Annotated in this window: 21 protein-coding genes; 8 read left to right on the forward strand and 13 right to left on the reverse strand. The window is 56.2% G+C overall.

All coding sequences use genetic code 11. The features are described 5' to 3' along the window. The first annotated feature begins 1 nt into the window (after position 1). On the forward strand, positions 2-958 hold the full coding sequence (locus KOSB73_RS16795; protein WP_004134130.1) for an AraC family transcriptional regulator: 957 nt from the start codon (positions 2-4) through the stop codon (positions 956-958). Here the strand turns inward: KOSB73_RS16795 and KOSB73_RS16800 are convergent. From KOSB73_RS16800 to KOSB73_RS16830, 7 genes are read right to left on the reverse strand one after another with little or no spacing between them, the layout of a single operon-like run. Then, on the reverse strand, positions 955-1,743 hold the full coding sequence (locus KOSB73_RS16800) for a pyrroline-5-carboxylate reductase family protein (protein WP_024358102.1): 789 nt from the start codon (positions 1,741-1,743) through the stop codon (positions 955-957). The two genes, KOSB73_RS16795 and KOSB73_RS16800, sit on opposite strands and share 4 nt — an antisense overlap. A gap of 12 nt (positions 1,744-1,755) precedes the next feature. Beyond that, positions 1,756-2,511, reverse strand: a complete 756-nt coding sequence (locus KOSB73_RS16805) for a VOC family protein (protein WP_024358101.1) — start codon at positions 2,509-2,511, stop codon at positions 1,756-1,758. Next, a complete protein-coding gene (locus KOSB73_RS16810; protein WP_024358100.1) occupies positions 2,508-3,038 on the reverse strand; it encodes an L-2-amino-thiazoline-4-carboxylic acid hydrolase in 531 nt (176 codons plus the stop codon). The genes KOSB73_RS16805 and KOSB73_RS16810 overlap by 4 nt, the downstream gene beginning before the upstream one ends. A gap of 4 nt (positions 3,039-3,042) precedes the next feature. Next, complete coding sequence (locus KOSB73_RS16815; RefSeq protein ID WP_004134123.1) at positions 3,043-3,885, reverse strand: transporter substrate-binding domain-containing protein; 843 nt, start codon at positions 3,883-3,885, stop codon at positions 3,043-3,045. Next, complete coding sequence (locus KOSB73_RS16820) at positions 3,875-4,627, reverse strand: amino acid ABC transporter permease (RefSeq protein WP_024358099.1); 753 nt, start codon at positions 4,625-4,627, stop codon at positions 3,875-3,877. The genes KOSB73_RS16815 and KOSB73_RS16820 overlap by 11 nt, the downstream gene beginning before the upstream one ends. Positions 4,628-4,636: 9 nt before the next feature. Next, entirely contained in the window at positions 4,637-5,335 is a 699-nt protein-coding gene (locus KOSB73_RS16825) for an amino acid ABC transporter permease (protein ID WP_024358098.1), read from the reverse strand. A gap of 8 nt (positions 5,336-5,343) precedes the next feature. Then, positions 5,344-6,084: an amino acid ABC transporter ATP-binding protein gene (locus KOSB73_RS16830; RefSeq protein ID WP_024358097.1), complete on the reverse strand. Its 741-nt coding sequence runs from the start codon at positions 6,082-6,084 to the stop codon at positions 5,344-5,346. Positions 6,085-6,419: 335 nt separating this feature from the next. On the opposite strand from KOSB73_RS16830, the gene KOSB73_RS16835 reads away from it, so the two are divergent. Further along, positions 6,420-6,629 carry a YdgH/BhsA/McbA-like domain containing protein gene (locus KOSB73_RS16835; protein ID WP_004120044.1) on the forward strand — a complete coding sequence of 70 codons (210 nt, stop codon included), beginning with the start codon at positions 6,420-6,422 and terminating at the stop codon, positions 6,627-6,629. A gap of 71 nt (positions 6,630-6,700) precedes the next feature. Then, a complete protein-coding gene (locus tag KOSB73_RS16840; RefSeq protein WP_004134116.1) occupies positions 6,701-6,889 on the forward strand; it encodes a hypothetical protein in 189 nt (62 codons plus the stop codon). Positions 6,890-6,930: 41 nt separating this feature from the next. On the opposite strand, the gene KOSB73_RS16845 is transcribed toward KOSB73_RS16840, so the two are convergent. Then, positions 6,931-7,206 carry a VF530 family protein gene (locus tag KOSB73_RS16845; protein ID WP_049130285.1) on the reverse strand — a complete coding sequence of 92 codons (276 nt, stop codon included), beginning with the start codon at positions 7,204-7,206 and terminating at the stop codon, positions 6,931-6,933. Between the two features lie 270 nt (positions 7,207-7,476). On the opposite strand from KOSB73_RS16845, the gene KOSB73_RS16850 reads away from it, so the two are divergent. Genes KOSB73_RS16850 through KOSB73_RS16865 form a run of 4 tightly spaced genes read left to right on the forward strand, consistent with a single transcriptional unit; the run spans position 7,477 to position 10,785 of the window. Next, positions 7,477-8,505 (forward strand): isopenicillin N synthase family dioxygenase, encoded by a 1,029-nt coding sequence (locus KOSB73_RS16850; protein WP_049130283.1) that lies wholly within the window; start codon positions 7,477-7,479, stop codon positions 8,503-8,505. A 29-nt stretch (positions 8,506-8,534) separates the two neighbouring features. Next, a complete protein-coding gene (locus KOSB73_RS16855; RefSeq protein WP_004134110.1) occupies positions 8,535-9,341 on the forward strand; it encodes a MetQ/NlpA family ABC transporter substrate-binding protein in 807 nt (268 codons plus the stop codon). Continuing rightward, positions 9,338-10,129, forward strand: coding sequence for a methionine ABC transporter ATP-binding protein (locus KOSB73_RS16860; RefSeq protein WP_004134108.1), 792 nt, complete (start codon positions 9,338-9,340; stop codon positions 10,127-10,129). Before KOSB73_RS16855 ends, KOSB73_RS16860 begins: the two co-directional genes overlap by 4 nt. Next, positions 10,126-10,785, forward strand: coding sequence for a methionine ABC transporter permease (locus KOSB73_RS16865; protein ID WP_162685384.1), 660 nt, complete (start codon positions 10,126-10,128; stop codon positions 10,783-10,785). The genes KOSB73_RS16860 and KOSB73_RS16865 overlap by 4 nt, the downstream gene beginning before the upstream one ends. A gap of 31 nt (positions 10,786-10,816) precedes the next feature. On the opposite strand, the gene KOSB73_RS16870 is transcribed toward KOSB73_RS16865, so the two are convergent. Continuing rightward, positions 10,817-11,863, reverse strand: a complete 1,047-nt coding sequence (locus tag KOSB73_RS16870; protein ID WP_098140719.1) for an NAD(P)H-dependent flavin oxidoreductase — start codon at positions 11,861-11,863, stop codon at positions 10,817-10,819. A 92-nt stretch (positions 11,864-11,955) separates the two neighbouring features. Here KOSB73_RS16870 and KOSB73_RS16875 point away from each other — a divergent pair, with 92 nt between their 5' ends. Next, positions 11,956-12,792, forward strand: a complete 837-nt coding sequence (locus KOSB73_RS16875) for a LysR substrate-binding domain-containing protein (RefSeq protein ID WP_098140720.1) — start codon at positions 11,956-11,958, stop codon at positions 12,790-12,792. On the opposite strand, the gene KOSB73_RS16880 is transcribed toward KOSB73_RS16875, so the two are convergent. From KOSB73_RS16880 to KOSB73_RS16895, 4 genes are all read right to left on the reverse strand, one after another. Then, positions 12,775-13,962 (reverse strand): YbfB/YjiJ family MFS transporter, encoded by a 1,188-nt coding sequence (locus tag KOSB73_RS16880; RefSeq protein WP_049130281.1) that lies wholly within the window; start codon positions 13,960-13,962, stop codon positions 12,775-12,777. The two genes, KOSB73_RS16875 and KOSB73_RS16880, sit on opposite strands and share 18 nt — an antisense overlap. 194 nt (positions 13,963-14,156) lie before the next feature. Next, a complete protein-coding gene (locus tag KOSB73_RS16885) occupies positions 14,157-14,777 on the reverse strand; it encodes a LysE family translocator (protein WP_049086540.1) in 621 nt (206 codons plus the stop codon). Positions 14,778-15,206: 429 nt separating this feature from the next. Beyond that, positions 15,207-15,704 (reverse strand): MarR family winged helix-turn-helix transcriptional regulator, encoded by a 498-nt coding sequence (locus KOSB73_RS16890; RefSeq protein ID WP_024358089.1) that lies wholly within the window; start codon positions 15,702-15,704, stop codon positions 15,207-15,209. A gap of 114 nt (positions 15,705-15,818) precedes the next feature. Beyond that, positions 15,819-16,211 (reverse strand): nuclear transport factor 2 family protein, encoded by a 393-nt coding sequence (locus tag KOSB73_RS16895; RefSeq protein WP_024358088.1) that lies wholly within the window; start codon positions 16,209-16,211, stop codon positions 15,819-15,821. Positions 16,212-16,225: the final 14 nt, after the last annotated feature.

Consider the following 16,225-nt stretch of genomic DNA (forward strand, 5'->3'; position numbering starts at 1 on the left):
TATGACTCAGCACGCCCTCGATCTCACCAGCGAACTCCTGCGCGGCATGCGCCTGTCCGGCGTCAACTACCGGCGCATCGAAACTTCCCGCCCGTTCGGCGTCGAGTTCGGCTTCGTGCCCGGTAAAGCGCAGTTCCACTTTATCAGCCGGGGGCCGGTACTGCTGCGCATGGTCAGCGGCAAGCGCCTGATGCTGCAGAGCGGCGATGCGCTGTTTATTCCCAACGGCGATGGCCACGTGCTGCTCTCCGACGACCAGGCGGCGGTGGTGAATGTGTCCAGGCTGCCTAGCGAACCGGTCTGCGACTCGGTAAGCTGCGTCAAAAACGCGTGCGACGACGCGAAAAACGACAGCGCCATTATCTTTAGCGCCTGTATGGACTTTGAGCTGGGCGGCATGCAGCCGCTGGTCAAAGCGATGCCCGAAGTGATGATGGTCAGCAGCCTGCTGACCAGCCGCCCGGAGATCCCGCCGATGCTGGCGGCGATGGAACGCGAAAGCCTCACTCGGCAGGCGGGCTACGCCGGTATACTGGCGCGGCTGGCCGATGTGGTCGCCGCGCTGATTGTCCGCGGCTGGGTGGAGTGTGGCTGCGGCAACGCCACCGGCTGGGTGCAGGTGCTGCGCGACCCTAAGCTGGCCAAGGCCATTTACGTGATGCATCAGCAGCCCGGCATTAACTGGAAAGTCGAGGATCTGGCCCGCGAGGCGGGGATCTCGCGTTCGGTATTTGCTGAACGTTTCCTCTCCGCCACCGGCACCACGCCCGCCCGCTATCTGACCGAGCTACGTATGCGCCTCGCGGTGCAGTACATTTCCCATGAGGGTCAGGCGCTGGAAAAAGTGGCCTTCCGGCTGGGCTACAGTTCCCATGCCGCCTTCAGCCGCGCCTTTAAACGCATTATCGGAAAAGCACCGGGCGCGCTGCGCGAGCCGGCGCGGGAGCAAGAGGCTTAGCGCTGTCCCAGTTCACGGGTTCGCCTGACCGCCGCCAGTACGCTACGCTGAAGCCCGGCGGCAAAATCGCTGTTATTCAGCTCGTACAGACCGTGGATCCCGACTCCCGCCGGGGAATTATTGATATCCAACAGCTGGCGCGGATGCTTCTGGCTTTGGCGCAGCATCTCGACCGCGCCGAGCAGATTTTCCAGCACCACCTCCGTTGCCTGGGGTCGCGATAGCCCCGCCAGCACGCCGGCGTCGGTAAAGGACTCGATAAAATAGTAGATATAGTTGGGGCCCGCGACAGCAAAGCCGGTAAAGATGTCGATCAGCCGTTCAGGCAGATACAGTACCTTGCCAAAGCCGCGCAGAAACGGTTCGATTTCCGCCGCGCTGGCGTGAGCGTTTAAGGTCACGCCGCTATAGCCAAATCCGGTATCGGTCAGGGTATTGGGGATCGCTCTGGCAATCGGCGTGGCCTCGCCAAACAAGGAGGCCAGCTTTTCCAGGGTCACTCCCGCGATCAGAGAAACCACCGTCGTCAAACCGTTAAGCTGCGCGCGCACGCGGTTCGCCACCCCCGCCAGATCGTCCTGCGGACGGATCCCCAGCACCAGCAAAGAGGCCTCGTTTACGCCGCCGTCGCCCGACAACCGATAATGGGCGTACAGATGCTCGGCTCGCGCGCTGTCGATATCCTCCAGCGAGATCGCGTCCGCCCGCAGTGCGCCGTTGCTTAATGACGCGCGAATAATCGCCTCCGCCATCTGTCCGGCGCCGATAAAATGGATCTTTGCCATCGTTCCTGCTCCTTATTCAAAGAGATATTCGCCGTTGCCAACGCGAAAGCGCCGGCCTTTAAGCGCCGGGTCGGCAACGCGAAACACCAGTTCAGTCAGCTGGTTCGCCGCGCCGTGGCGGAAGATAAACTCACGGCCGCCCACCTCCAGCCCGAGTTCGCCTTGCGGGGTAAAACCAAACAGCCGCTGCCAGCGGTCGCGTACCGCCCGGGGATTGTGAACCGCAAAAACCGCGCGCTGCAGCTCTATCTCCCCCAGCGGATGCGGCGCAGCGAGACCCTGGGCCTGCAGGCGGATCAACCGGGCGTCATCCTCTTCGCCCCATTGCAGAACGAACGGATAGACCAGGCCATCAAAGTCGCCGTCAATGGTGAAGATCCGCCAGCTGATAACGTTGCCCTGCGGATCGTTGCGCTGGCCGTTGACGATCGGCGAAACCCGCAGGCCCTGTTGATGTAGCTCCGCATGCGTGCGCGCAATATCGTCGCTACGCAGCGCCACCCGATACAGCGCTTCATTTTCCGGCAGCAGCCGTGAGGCATCCCGGGAGAGTAAAAACGTCTCTGCGGCGCAGAGCAGCTCTGCGCCATCGGCAATCGCCAGAAATTCGATATAGGTCAGGCCGAAATAGCTCAGCGCATTCCGGGTCCCCCAGCCCGGATGGCGCCCACCGGCCACCGCGTTGAGCTTTTGCCCGCTCAGCGCCTCTATCGCCGCTTCAGGCTGATTAACAAACTGGACCGCGTGGTCCCACGTTAAGGTTGTCATTCTCCCTCCCGCTCCTCTGCCTGATAAAAACGCAGCCGACAGGCGGCATCGCCGCGGGCCAGCGCGGTCTGCACCTCTAAATGCAGCCCCGGAAACGCGTCGGTTAATGCATGATCGCCTTCCATGCAGATATCGCACAACGTCGCAATGTCGCTGGCGCCTCGCCCCTGCTGCCGCCAGCAGTTGACATAAGGACAGTAGTGAAACAGCACGATAAACTCGGCCCGGCCGATGCTGACGGGTTCCATCTCATAAACCTGAGATTCCAGACCGCGGGTAAACAGCCCGGCAAACGCCTGCAAATCCCGTTCATCCTCCATTTGCGCGCGGATCTTATACCCGAGATCGCGGCCATAATGACGTATTGCCTCGCGGGCAAAATCATCGGCGATCTGGCGCTGGCGGCTTTCGTCCAACAAATAACCGATGGTTGCCGCGCGTTTTTCAGTAATGGCGCGCAGCGCCAGGGTCACCTCATCGTTTAAGGTGGCGGCGTTATGCGCCGTTTCGGAACTTATTGGCGTCATGCGCTTATTCCCAGTCGGTATTCACTTTCACGTCGCTGGCGCCCGGCAGGGCATACACATCTTCGGCGTACCATTTTCGCGAGAGCTCAGCGAGCGTGCCGTCCTTTTTCAGGGCAACCAGCTGCGCGTCAATCGCTTTGATCAGCTGCGGGTCGGTATTCTTTTTATACAAATAGACGTTAGGAAACAGGCCGACGGAATCCGAAGCTTTCAGATTTAGATTTAGCGCCTTATTTAGCGCCAGCAGCGCGCCAATGGGATAAATCGCCGCATCGTATTCTCCGGAGGCCACGGCTTTGAAAATATCGGCGGCGGACTGTTCGCCGTTGGGCTGGAGGTTAATTTGTTGGCCCGGATGTTTTTTATTGTAGTTTTCAATCACCGTATACCGGGCGTCGGAGGTGTGGATCGGCACCAGTTTTTTCTTACCGCTGGCAAGATCGCCAAGGTTATGAATATCGTTCTCATCGTTACGCACAATCAGACGCAAATCGCTGATCCCGGTCGGCTCGTCTGAGTGGTCGTATTTTTCCGCCCGCTCTTTGGTGAGATAAAAGTGATCCGCCGCGAGGGTATAGGCGCCGGTCGATAGGCCGACGATCATCGCGTCGCGCGAGACCGCATTAAAATGAAACGTATAGTCGGTTAACCGCTGGTCCAGCACCTTTAACAGGTCGCCATCGTAACCGGTAATATTGTTGTTATCGTCAACAAAGCTAAAGGGAAAACCGTTAGCATTGACGACCACCTCAACCGTTTTGGCATTAGCGCTTTTCTCAACCGCCTGTGCGCCGGTAATTCCCATTGCCAACGCGAGCGAACTCACCAGTAATATTTTATTTTTCAAAATACTTTCCCCAAAATGATAACCGTGGACCACTTTTTTGTCCGTTTCCTTGCCAGCGGGCGCTCAGAAACGTTTCTGCACTGCGCAATGCTCTGGCAATCGCCAGGCACAGCAGGATATAAATCACCAGCACCACGCAATAGGCTTCGACAAAATGAAACCCGCGCGCGGCGGCGATATTGGCTTTCGCCATCAGATCAACAACGGTGATGGTGTAAACCAGCGAGGTGTCTTTAATCAGATCGATCAGCACGCTGGTAAAATTCGGCAACGCGGATACCGCCGCCTGCGGCAAAATAATGCGTCGGAACTGCGTGAATCCGCTTAGCCCAATTGACCATGCTGCCTCCCGCTGCCCCTTATCAACCGCGTTCCACCCGGCGCGAAAGGTTTCAGCGAAATAAGCGCTGAAAATCAACGATAGCGCAGTGACCGCCGCCGCCAGCGGCGAGAGTTTATAGCCGAACATAGTGTCCTGCGGGCCGCCAAACAGCCCGACGGCCACCCACGGCCAGACGTAAAAGAAGAAATACAGCATCACCAGTACCGGGACCGAACGGCCAAAGGAGAGGAATACCTTCGCCGCAACCTGAACGCCCGGAATCTGACGAATAATCGCCCACGCCAGCGCCGCGCCCAGCAGCGTGGAAAACAGCAATGATAATAATGTTATCGCCAGCGTGACCGGCAACGCGCTTAATATAAAAGTAAAATTATCCCGAATGAACGTCAGGCTAAACATGTTTATCTATCACTCCAGCAGGAACTGATATTTCTTTTCAATACGAGTAGTCAAATAGAGAATAAAACTATTCAGTACCCAGTAGACGATAATAACGCTGATAAAGGCCGCCACCTGTTTAGCTCCATAGCTATTTTGCGAAATCTTTTGCGCGCGACCAAAAACATCAACAATGCCAATAATATTGACCAGTGAGGTCATTTTCACCAGGTTAATTAAAAGATTACCAAACACCGGGACGGCAATAATGAATCCCTGAGGGAATATGATCCGCAGCAGCCCGGTATGCCAGGGGATATTCAGGCTGGTAATGGCCTCTTTCTGGCCGCTATCCACCGCGCCCCATGCTGAACGCATCATTTCAGCAAAATAAGGGCTAATGCTGACCGAAATAGACAAAATCGCAAAGGTGGTATCGCTAATCAGCAGCGGCGGCAGCGACAGCGCGGTGAGGATTAATTTGCCGCCGAAGAAAAACAGCAGGATCAGCAGCGCCAGGGGCGCGCCGCGCAGAATGTCGGTATACCCGTTTGCCGCCGCTCTGAGCGGCTTAATGCGGCTAAATTGCAGTACCACGATCGGCAGCGCGATCGTCAAACCAAGGAGCAGCGACGCCAGCGCTATCCCGAGGGTCACGGGCAGGTTTTCCAGCAGCTTCGGCAGTATCCCGGCAATATCCTGCCAGCTAAACAGCGGGTTATTGTTCATCTTCAGCCTCAGGCGTGATAGTGCAGTTGCGCAAGGAAAGCCCGGGTGCGGCCCTGCTGGGCTGCGCCAAATATCTGTTCCGCCGGACCCTGTTCGACAATCTCGCCGTTTTCCATAAATATCACCCGGGAAGCGACCTGGCGGGCGAACGCCATTTCGTGGGTGACGATGATCATCGTCTGGCCCGCGGCGGCAATGGTCTGAATAAGCTCAAGCACCTCACCCACTTTTTCAGGATCCAGCGCGGAGGTCGGCTCATCCAGCAGCAGCACGGCGGGGCTCATCGCCAGCGCGCGCGCAATCCCGATACGCTGCTTTTGGCCACCGGAAAGACTGTGGGGATAGTGGTCTTTTTTATGCAGCAAACCCACCTGCTTTAAAAGCCGCTCAGCAATATTGAGCGCCTCCTGACGCGGACGTTTTTTAGCGTAAATCAATCCTTCGGTAATATTTTGCACTGCGGTAAGATTGTGAAACAGATTCCACGACTGAAAAACCATGGCGGTTTTACCGCGTAGTTTTTCAATTTCTTTTTTCCCCGCCGTTGCGCAATCCAGCGCCACATCATCTATTTTTATTTTCCCGCTATCGGCGGGCTCTAAGAAATTAAGCGTGCGCAACAACGTGGTTTTTCCTGAGCCGCTGGGGCCAATAATGCAAATAATCTCACCGGAATTAACGCTAAGCGATACCTCTTTTAGTACGCTTTCCCCGGAGAAACTTTTACTGATCTTATTGAGAGTCATCATAATGAGATAGTCGTGAAGGATTTAAAAAACCGCTGCTTATCGGCATTGATTGCTGTGTAAAAACTATATTGCCGGGGTTCAGACGATAGCAAACAAGAAAATAGTCTATCGAAAGTTAAAAAATAACTTTTTATATATTTGTTATGACAATGAGGCGGGATTGTAATCAGATCTTCTTAGCAAAACAGGATGGCGGAAACCGTCATTTATCATTCAAATTTACTGAATGATGAGAGCAAATTGTTTCGATTTTCATTATCACCATGTTGGCCTATCATTTATCACATCGGGGCAACAACGCTCCAACACTGATAAAACACTTAAGGAATACGACCATGAAATCCATCAAAACTTTCGTTGCAGTTGCCGCTCTCTCCCTGATCTCTTTCGGCTCTTTTGCCCAGAGCATCAGCGCCAGCGCGTCCACTCTGGACCGCGCAGAAGCCAAAATTGCCGCTCAGGCCGCAGAACAAGGCGCGTCCTACAAAATCACCAGCGCACAGTTCAATAACCGCGTACATATGACCGCTGAGCTGACTAAATAAAATCGACAACATTGCCGGGCCGCCGCAAGAAACAGGCGACAGCGACAACACGATGAAATAAGGAACACAACATGAAAAATATCGGCGTAGTCACCGCACTGCTTCTGGCTGCTACACTCTCGTCCGGCGCGATGGCCGCAGAGAATAGCTTTGCGCGCCCGGAGGCAGGTTCAAATATCGATACGTCTGTGCATCAGAATCATATAGATGTCAGCCATGCCTTTGATAAAGAGAGCCTGACCGCAGGCAATCTTCAGTAACACACAGCGCAAGGCGCGCGCGGAATTATCCGCTGCGCGCCTTACTTTTTCTGCCAGTGAGCCCACGGATTATCCGCCGGCGCGTCCTCTTTTGCTGTCTCTGCACCGGACAGCGAATCAATATACAGCGCTTCCACCTCTTTACGCGCCCACGGCGTGCGGCGTAAAAACTTCAGACTCGATTTAATGCTCGGATCGCTTTTAAAGCAGTTAATGTTGATGCGTTTCGCCAGTTCGGCCCAGCCATATTGCGCGACCAGCGCGTTTAATAGCGCCTCCAGCGTGATGCCGTGCAGAGGATCGTTTGGGTGCTGCATTGCGTCTTTTACCTGAATTAAAAATTTTGCTCACCATACTGGCTCCAGACGCCAATCGCAACCGCCCCGCCTCTCCCTTATCCAAAATTCGCAAAAGCACAGAACCCTCCTCGGTCATAAATTAGAAAAGAACGTTATTGGTTGAATATTTTCGCTTAAGGCAAGCTGGCTTCAACCACCCGACTGAGGAATCGATCATGCGCTGTTGTTGTCCCCGAACCCTGGACCTGTACCGACGAAAACATCTGAATACCGCCTTCGGAGAACACAATGAACGCGACAACTTTACCGATACTGGATCTGGCCCGCTACGCGGATCCCGCTGAAAAAGCGGCGTTTCTCGCCGACCTGCGCCACGCCGCCCGCGATATCGGCTTCTTTTATCTGATCAACCACGGCGTTGATGAGTCGCTGCAGCAGGCCGTACAGGAGCAATCCCGCGCCTTTTTTGCCCTTCCCGACGCTCAAAAGCAGAGCGTGGCGATGATTCACTCCCCACATTTTCGCGGCTACAACCGCGCCGCGTCGGAATTAACCCGCGGTCAGCCCGACTGGCGCGAGCAGTTCGATATCGGCGCCGAACGTCCGGCGCTCAGGCTTGACGAACGCGCTCCGCGCTGGCAGCGCCTGCAGGGGCCGAATCTCTGGCCAGAGGCGTTGCCCTCGCTCAGACCAACGTTGTTAACCTGGCAACGGGAAATGACCCAGGTTGGGATCACCCTGCTGCGCGCCTTCGCCGAAGCGCTGCACCTGCCGTTGGATGCCTTTGATGGCCTGTACGGCGAAAAACCCAACGAACATATCAAGCTAATCCGCTATCCCGGCCAGCAGGAAACCCAGAGCGCCCAGGGCGTTGGCGCGCATAAGGACTCCGGTTTCCTCAGCTTCTTGTTGCAGGATGAGCAGAAAGGATTGCAGGTCGAAGTCTCCCCCGACCGCTGGATTGACGCCACCCCGCTGGCGGGCAGCTTTGTGGTGAATATCGGCGAACTGCTGGAGCTGGCGACCAATGGCTATCTGCGCGCAACGGTGCACCGGGTCGTTTCGCCGCCCGCCGACCAGCAGCGGCTGTCGATAGCCTTTTTCCTCGGCGCCCAGCTGGATGCCGTGGTCCCCGTCTACACCCTACCTGACGAGCTGGCCCGCGAAGCCCTCGGACCGGATAGCGACCCGCAAAACCCGCTGCTACGCGAAGTGGGCTGGAATTACCTGAAAGGGCGTCTGCGTTCGCATCCTGATGTCGCCGAACGCTACTACCAGGATGTTTTTCGCGAACGCGCCGAGCAATTGATCGTTTAAACATAACAACAAACACAAGGAATAAGATGATGAAATATGCCGCATTTAAACTGGCAGGGGTTGCACTGTCTCTCTCTCTGGCATGGACTTCCGCCCAGGCCGCCGCGCTGCGCGTCGCCGCGGACCCGGTGCCGCACGCCGAAATCCTTAACTACATTAAAAAGATCGATCCCAGCCTCGACCTGAAAATTGTCGAACTCACCAGCGGCGTTAACGCCAACGAACTGCTGGCCAACGGCGACGTCGATGCCAACTATTTCCAGCACGTGCCCTATCTGAAAGATCAGGAGAAAGCGCTGGGTAAAACCTTCGCCGTCGCGGCGACCGTGCATATTGAGCCGCTGGGGATCTATTCGCGCAAGCATAAAGATTTTAAATCGCTGCCCGAGAACGCCACCGTGGCGGTACCGAATAACACCACCAACCTGAGCCGCGCGCTGTTTCTGCTGCAAAATCAGGGGCTGATTAAGCTAGCGGCCAAATTCACCGACCCGGCGACCACCCTGGCGACGCCGAAAGATATTGTGGAAAACCCGAAGCACCTGAAAATCCTTGAGATTGAATCACCGCAAATCCCGCGGTCGCTGGATGACGTCGACCTGGCGGTGATTAATGGCAATTACGCGCTGGAAGCCGGGCTGGTGCCAGCCAAAGATGCGCTGGGTCTGGAGAGCGCGACCAACAACCCGTACGCCAATATCCTGGTGACAACGCCGGCGCTGGCAAACGATCCGCGCATCAAGGCGCTGGCCAAAGACCTCACTTCGCCGCAGGTCGCCGAATTTATTCGTAAGCAGTATAACGGCTCGGTGATCCCGGTTGCCCCTCAGTCATGATTGAGATTGCCGGGCTGAGTAAAACCTATGCCGGAACAGGCCGACCGGCGCTAAACGATGTCTCTCTGCAGGTGCCGAAAGGAGCCGTTTACGGCATCCTTGGGCGCAGCGGCGCAGGCAAAAGTACGCTGATACGCTGCCTGAATTTGCTGGAGCGGCCCACGTCGGGCCGCATTATTGTGAACGGGAACGATATTACCCGGATGGATAAAACCGCGCTGCGCGAGTACCGGCTGCGCACCGGGATGATCTTCCAGCACTTTAATTTACTGCACGCCCGCAGCGTCGCCGACAACATCGCGGTGCCGCTGGAGATAGCCAAAGTGCCGAAAGCGGCGCGGCAGGCGCGGGTGGCGGAGCTGCTGGAACTGGTCGGGCTGGCGGACAAAGCCGCCGCCTTTCCGTCACAGCTTTCCGGCGGGCAAAAACAGCGTGTCGGGATCGCCCGCGCGCTGGCCGCGAGGCCGGACGTGCTGCTGTGCGATGAGGCCACCAGCGCCCTCGACCCCGAGACCACGGCCTCGGTGCTCAGCCTGCTGGCGGATATCAATCAACAGCTGAACCTCACCATCGTGCTGATCACCCACGAACTGGACGTGGTGAAAACCCTCTGCGACCACGCGGCGCTGCTGGAGCACGGGGAGATTATTGAAAGCGGCAGAATCGCCGATTTGCTGGTGGCTCCATGGTCGCGGCTACGGCAGTCGCTGCTGCACGATCCTCAGGCGGAGCGGGATTTCCTCGCCCGCCACGGTTTTCACGGGAGGCCATTATGCGGAGTAGCATGAGTTGGGAAGATCTCTGGCCGCTGCTGCTTCAGGGCACGGTAGATACCGTTTATATGGTCGGCCTGGCGGCGCTGTTTACCGTGCTGCTCGGGTTGCCGACCGGCGTGCTGCTGTTTGTTTCGCGCCGCAATGGCCTGGCGCCGATGCCGAAACTCAACGCCGTGCTGGGCGCGATTATCAACTTTGGTCGTTCGCTGCCGTTTATCGTCCTGCTGATCGCCCTGATCCCTTTTACCCGGCTGATTATCGGCACCACCCTCGGCAGTACCGCCGCGGTGGTTCCGGTCACCATTGGCGCCTTTCCGTTCTTTGCGCGGCTGACGGAGAATGCGCTGGATGAAGTGGATTACGGGCGTATCGAGGCGATTTTATCGATGGGCGGCAACATCTGGCACGTTATCTTTAAATCGCTGCTGCCGGAAGCGCTGCCGACCCTGCTGGCAGGCATCACGCTGACCATCGTCATGCTGATCGGCTTCTCTTCGATGGCGGGCGTGATTGGCGGCGGCGGGCTGGGCGATTTGGCCATTCGCTACGGCTATCAGCGCTTTAATAACGAGGTGATGGTCGGCACGGTGCTCATTCTGGTCGCGCTGGTGCAGGGCGTGCAGATGGCCGGCGACCGTCTGGTACGCGGCCTCGCCCACCGGCGTTAACGCTAAGCGGATGGCTGCGCGCCATCCGCGCTTAAAACCCGCATTCGTTTACCAGGGTCCGAATCAGCTCCGCCGCCGGCAGCTCGCGAATCAGGCTGACGCCCTGCCCGGCCCAGTGCGCGCCGTACTGGCGGTCCCCCTGCGCTTTCGCCGCCGATGCCAGCGCTTTCCCGACGTCATAGGCCACGGGATAATCCGGTACGAGGTGGCGATCGTTTATTGCGCGCCAGCCGTTAACCAAACATCTTGCCGGGCGCCCGGAAATCGCCGACGTTAACACGGTGTGTCCGTCAGTCGCGCCTTTAATCGCCTCGCGGTAGCCGGCGTCCGCTGCCGATTCCGGGCACAGCAGAAAAGCCGTTCCCAGCTGCGCGCCTTCGGCGCCGAGATGCATTACGCTGTTCACTCCCGCGCCGTCCATGATGCCACCTGCGGCGATAAGCGGAATATCAATGCGCCGCTTAAGCGCCTGAATCAGGGTAAAGGTACTCATCTGCCCATCGGGCGCCTGGGGATCGAAGATGCCGCGATGACCGCCGGCCTCATAGCCCTGCGCCACCACCATATCGATGCCCTGCTCTACGGCCAGCAGCGCCTCCTCCACGCTGGTGGCGCTCGCCAGGGTAACGATGCCTTTTTCACGCAGCCGGTCAACGACCCCTCGCTCCGGAACACCAAAATGGAAGCTGACCACCGCCGGAGTAAGATCGAGCAAAAGCTCGGCCATCCGCGGCTGCTGCTGAAAACTCAGGTAGATTTCCGCCAGCGTCTCCGGTGGCAGGCCGCCAAAGCGCGCAAACTCAGGGCGCAGTCGCGCCAGCCACTGCACTTCACGCTGCGGGTCCCTTATTGCCGGGGCGTGGCAAAATACGTTGACGTTAAACGGACGGGTGGTTAAGCGCCGGGTGTGGTTGATAAGCGCCTCGGCCTGCTCTACCGTGGAGGATCCCAGCCCCAGCGAGCCGAGCGCGCCGGCGTCGCTAACCGCGGCCGCCAGCTCCGGCGTCGACACGCCGGCCATCGGCGCCTGAATAATGGGATAATCAATATCAAGCTGCTGCGTAAGCCGGTTGCTCATGGTGTGCCCTGATAAAATTTGTGCGTTGAGGCAATTAAAATCTCTTTTAGAGATGATAAGATCAACATTATTTTCAAATTAAGAATAAAAGTATGAACCACACCACATTACAGATTTTCAAAACGGTGGCGGAAGAACAGAGCGTCACCCGCGCGGCAAAGCTGCTGGGGCGGGCGCAGTCCAACATTACGACCCGCATTCACCAGTTGGAAGAAGAGCTGGGCGTTGAGCTGTTTGCCCGCGGTAACAAGAAGATGCCGCTGTCGCCCGCCGGGGAGCGTTTTTTGGCCTATGCGCTGAAAATCCTCAGCCTTGCCGAGGAGGCCCGGCAGGCTTTGCACCCCGCCACCCCGGGCGGTAATTTACGCATGGGGGCGATGGACGCCACCGCCGCCAGCCGCCTGCCGCCGCTGCTTACCCGGTTTCATGCCCAGTGCCCGGAGGTGATACTGACGCTCAAAACCCAACCCAGCCGCCAGTTGACCCTGCAGGTGCTGGACGCCGCGCTCGATTGCGCGCTGGTATGCCTGCCGCAGGGCGCTTCCTCCGCCGAAGACCTGGAATATCTGCCGCTCTTTCAAGAACAGCTGGTACTGGTGCTTCCCGCGGATCGCCAACGCTTTCGCTTTGCCGCCTTCGCGGAGGGCTGTACCTACCGGGCGATGGGTGAAGCGTATCTGGCGCAATCCGAGGCGGCGGAGAGCGAGATCCAGGACGTCGGCTCCTATCACGCGATGCTCGCCTGTATCGCCTCCGGCGGCTACGCCGGCATACTGCCGCAGAGCGTGCTCGATACGCTGACGCTGCCTGAAGCCAGCCGGGTGCGCCCGGTCGGTCAGGCGGTCACGCAGCTTATCTGGCGTAAAGGCTACGCGTCCCCCGCCCTCGATAAAATGCGCCAGCTTCTCACATCAGCCTCCGACCTTTGACGCTCGCCGCCCTCCGGCGGCAACCAGCGCGGCGGCCACCACCAGCGCCCCTGCCGCCGCGCTGAGCGAAGGATTAAACGACCCGCTGCGCTCATACAGCGCGCCGGCAACCAGCGGGCCGACAATCTGCCCGACGCCATAGGTCGCGGTCATGGCGGCAATCATATTGAACGAGACCAGATGGTTCAGCCGCCTTCCCTGCGGCAGCGCAATAGTCACCGTTCCCATAAAGGTAAAACCGACCAGTAGCGCGCTCAGCAGACAAAACGGCAATGCGTGGCTCCACGCCGGGAGAATGACGCCGACGGCCTGAATCAGCAAATTAAGGGTGAACGCGCGACGGTAGCCAAACCTGATGACCAGCCGGTGCCAGATAAAGCACGAGGGCACAGCGGCAAGACCGAAAATGGCCCAGATCTGCACCGGATCGATAGCGTTCAGCGAGCCGCTGAGAAACAGCGGCAGGTAGGTGGCGGTGATGATGTAGCCAAAGCCGGCCAGGCCGTAAACCAGCAGCAGCTTCCACGCTTCACGCACGCGGCCTTGCGCCTGCTGGTCCTGTACGCCAGCAGGCGATTGATAGGCAATAAGATAGTCTGCCGGGCTCAGCAACAGGCGCAGCGCCAGGATGAAAAGCGCGCCGGCGCTTATTGCGCACAGCAGCCATATTTGCTGGCTGGAGAGCGCCAGGGTCTTGCCCAGCGAGATACATTCCGCCGACAAAAATATCCCCATGCCGACGCCAGAATACAGCACCGGCGCGCCGTTATGGTGCTTCATATGCTGCAGCAGCCACAGGGAGGCGGCAATCAGCGTAACCGCGCTTAACAGTCCGGCTATTCCGCGTACCGCGATAATGGCCAGCGGCGAAACCAGCCAGCCGAGTAACGCCAGGCACAGCAGCGTGAGCAATACGGAAAGCAGATTTAACACTCTGGCGTCCGCGGGCCTGGCTTTCGCCAGCAGCAGCGCACCGGCCAGGTAACCCGCGTAGTTGGCCGAAGCGGCAAGGTTGCCTTCACGCAGCGAGAGCACCTGCTCGTTCAGCATCAGTGGCAGGATCCCGGTATAGGCGAAACGCCCGTAGCCCATGCCAATCATCAGCACCGCCGAACCGGCCAGCGCTAGCAGAAAGGCCTTTAACCCCGGCCTGAGTTCAAAAACGTTCACCCGCTACCTCCGCGATTATTCTCAAAAAGAGAATTATAAATTTATATAATTCTCTTTTTATTATGATATCGGTCAACCCAACGCGCAAGCGACGTATGGGCCTGTCTGCCGATGACTTTACGGGGAATGCCGGGAAACGCTTCGCCGGGCGACGAAGTATGACGTGAGGGCTGGACGTCCATGTCCAGCATGTTTTAGCGGTGGCTGAGTGCCAGTTTGGCGGCAAACAGCATAAAGACGCCGCCGGTTGCGCGATCCATCCAGCGAATGAAGGTCGGTGTTTTCAGAAGACCGGCGGCGTAACGGCTGGCCAGAATCAGCGTTAACGACCAGAGCGTACCAATCGCAACATGAATAGCGACTAGCAGAAATGTCCAGATGGTTGGCGAGTGGCCCGCCGGTATAAACTGCGGCAGGAAAGAGACATAAAATATCCCCATTTTCGGATTCAGCACATTGCCCAGCATCCCTTTTAAAAACCAGTTGCTGGCCGACGGCGCGGCTATTTCCTGACTGTTAAAGTGGCTGCGCGGTTTGAGAATTAACTGAATGCCCAGCCAGCATAAATAGACGGCCCCACACCATTTAAGCAGGTCATACGCCAGGGCCGATGCCGCCAGCAGCGCCCCGAGGCCGAAGGCCACCACCGCGCCCCAGATAAAACACCCAGTATCAATACCCAATGCCGCCTGAAAGGCCTTTTTTCCGCCTTCAACGGTGGAGGTGCGCAAAATGAGCGCGGTATCAAGACCCGGGGTCAGCGTGAGCAGCAGCGCGGCAAAGGAATAAGCAAGAAGGGAATCTGCGACGGACATTTTCTATCTCCGAAAGCGAGGATTCTAGATAAAACGCGTTGAAAACGCAATCATTGATATACCCTTCGCCGGGCGTGTCGCGCTTTGCATAAAAGTTCTTCGCGACAAGTCTCTGACGCCAAAGCCGGTACAGTTATTTGACGACGCGTTTATCAGCACAGGTTGTTATGACGCTTAATCAAAAATAAGTAAAATCTCAATACGATGATGCAACGTTTGGCGAATAACACACTAACTATACCAGTCTAGTCTAACTTTATTTATGTCCTGCGGTAAAAACCTTCCCATTTTTGATATATATAGTTGGCGTCCAACATCATCCCATAGTAATGTTTTAGCACAATCCTTATGCCATATATTGGGTTGGACATTGGGCAAAGAGAACTCCACGCCAGCGACCAGTTTAGCGTTTTATCACCATAATCCTTATTAATTTTCGCTGGTGTCTTCGAGTTTACCTTTAATATTCTCATGTAATATATTTGCAGCCCTTGTACAAAGCTCAGCGAAAATAGCAATTTCACCCTGCGACATGCACGATGCCACCTGCTCAGCCATTATGCGCCTGCTGGATTCTGCAGAATGCAGGAACTCAATACCTTTTTCCGTAATCCGCGTCAGCATTTCTCGTTTGTCGCTTTCTGCCGATTCCTGTTCAACAAAGTGCTTATCTTTCAACATCCGCAGGATCTTGGACATTTTACTACGCGCAAAACCGAGCTTTTCACCAATTGCGCTTGGAGTCATGGGCTGGAACTGGCGTAAAATATACAACGTATCGTATTGTGGCCAGTTAATACCATCAGGATTAATCAACGAGCGACGAGCAACAAGTACGCATTGCAAATTTCCTAAGGCATCTTCAAATTGACGATTCAATGATATTTCGCGTTCAGAACCACTAGCCACTTTTTTATTCATTTCCATACATTCTCCTGATGCCGTTTACAATAAGTTAAGCTTACTATTTTACCACATCCCTTCAAGGAAGGAAAAGTCATCATACCTTTTGCCCCCATTAACAACATAAGAACTGTCCTGCTAATCCTGAAAGATATATTCTCTGTTCAAAACATCCTCATAATCTATTAACTCAATTATCTCACCATTATTTATTTCAATCACATTAACATATAACAAAGAGAAGTGTTTTCCATCCGGCAGAGTATTCCCATGTAGTTTATATTCAACAATGACGACATCGGGATTATTCGTATAATGAAATCGTTCATCCTCTATAGAGGTAAAGCGTAAGGGCGCAACGCCAAAGCCATTAGCATAGTGTAAGCGAATATTCTCACGTCCAACAATCACCTCCCTGTTGCGACGAAAAGGCAACGACAAACGCCCGTTAACAGAGAAAAGGGACGCCAGCTTATCCGATGACTTCTCCATCACTGCCGAAATATATTTATCAAATAACGCCGGAACCATTTTATTATCCTCTT

It is taken from the genome of Klebsiella grimontii (assembly GCF_900200035.1).
Taxonomy (GTDB): Bacteria; Pseudomonadota; Gammaproteobacteria; order Enterobacterales; family Enterobacteriaceae; genus Klebsiella; species Klebsiella grimontii.